The sequence below is a fragment of the Cellulomonas carbonis genome, assembly GCF_014636275.1.
Lineage (GTDB): Bacteria > Actinomycetota > Actinomycetes > Actinomycetales > Cellulomonadaceae > Actinotalea > Actinotalea carbonis.
In genome coordinates, this window is record NZ_BMEB01000016.1 from 1 (window position 1) to 1,433 (window position 1,433).

General features: G+C 75.6%; 1 protein-coding gene and 1 pseudogene. Both read left to right on the forward strand.

All coding sequences use genetic code 11. From position 1 onward, the window contains the following. A partial coding sequence (locus tag IEV86_RS17435; RefSeq protein ID WP_188484833.1) for a hypothetical protein occupies positions 1 to 233 on the forward strand: 233 nt, incomplete at its 5' end. A gap of 281 nt (positions 234 to 514) precedes the next feature. After that, positions 515 to 1,433 (forward strand): annotated as a pseudogene (locus tag IEV86_RS17440) (hypothetical protein); the annotation flags it as partial.

Here is a 1,433-nt window from a genome sequence, read left to right on the forward strand (position 1 = left end):
ACATCCCGATCAAGCTGGTGCACAACTCGAAGACGGGTGCGTTCGACTTCGGTCGGGTGGACCGCAACCGCTTCGCCCGTGACATGCGCAACGTGCCCATGGCCGGCCAGAACAACTGGTTCACGATCCTCGCGACGCCGTCCGTCGCGTTCTCCGCGACGGGGAACGTGTACGCGGACAACGGAGCTCCCGTGACCGTCCGCCGCGACAGCGGCACGGGCACGGCCCCCTGAGGTCCCACCCGGGACCGTGGCCACCCGGCCGGGTCGACGCGGGCGCGTGTGCGCCCCTCGGCCCGGCGGGTGAGCCGGCGTGCCTCACCGAGGCGCGAGAGGTGCCGCTCCACAGCGTGCCTCGCGGGTGACCCCTACCCCCCGCCCTGCGCCGCCGTGCGCAGGAGCCAGGGGTCGTCCCGCACGTCCTGCGGCACCTCGCCGCTCATCGGCGCCCCGTCGCCGGCAGCCGCACGCACCCGTGCGCGCCGGCCTGTGCGCCCCGTCCGACGGAAAGCAGCATGCGAAACCTCCTCACCCACAGCGCCGCCGTGCGCACCGCCCGGCCGCGACGCGCCCGCGCGCTCACCGTCCTGGTGACCGCGGCGGTCGGTCTCGCCGGCGTCCTCGTCCCGACCGCGGCCAGCGCGGCGACCACGCAGTCCCGCGACTCCTTCTCGCGCACGACGAGCTCCGGATGGGGCTCGGCCGACGCGGGCGGCGCGTGGACCGGCTCGGGCGGCCTCGCAGTCCGCTCGGGCGCCGGACGGCAGGCCCTCGCACGGCCCGCGTCGGGGGCCCAGGCGGTGCTCGCCGGCCACGCGTCGACGAGCACCGACCTGCGCGTCCGCACGTCGCTCGACAAGGCACCGCGGGGCGGTGCCGTGTTCCTCTCGGTGCTCGGCCGTCGCGTCGGGACGTCCGGGGACTACCGGGCCCGGCTGAAGGTGCAGCCGTCCGGCGCCACGGCCCTCGTGGTCTCGCGTGGCGAGTCGGACCTCGACTCGACGTCGCTCGGCTTCTCCGTCGGCGGCAGCACCTCCGTGAACGTCCGGCTCCAGGTCGTCGGCACGTCGCCGACGACGCTGCGGGCGAAGGCATGGAAGGCGGGCTCGAGCGAGCCGTCGTCGTGGCAGGTGTCCGCGACCGACTCGACGGCCGCGCTGCAGCAGTCCGGTGCCGTCGGGATCGCCTCCTACCTCTCGAGCTCCGCGACCAACGCGCCCGTGACCGCTCGCTGGGACGACCTCTCCGCAGTGCCCCTCACCACGAGCGCCTCGTCGGCTACCGCCCCGGCACCGGCTCCCGCCCCCGCGCCGGAGCCTGCGCCGGCGCCCGCCCCGGCCGTCGTCAAGCCGGATGCGTCGAACACGGGTGTGCGCCCGGGGTCGACGTTGCGCAAGCACGTCGGGGACATCGTGGTGACGACGCCGGGGACGG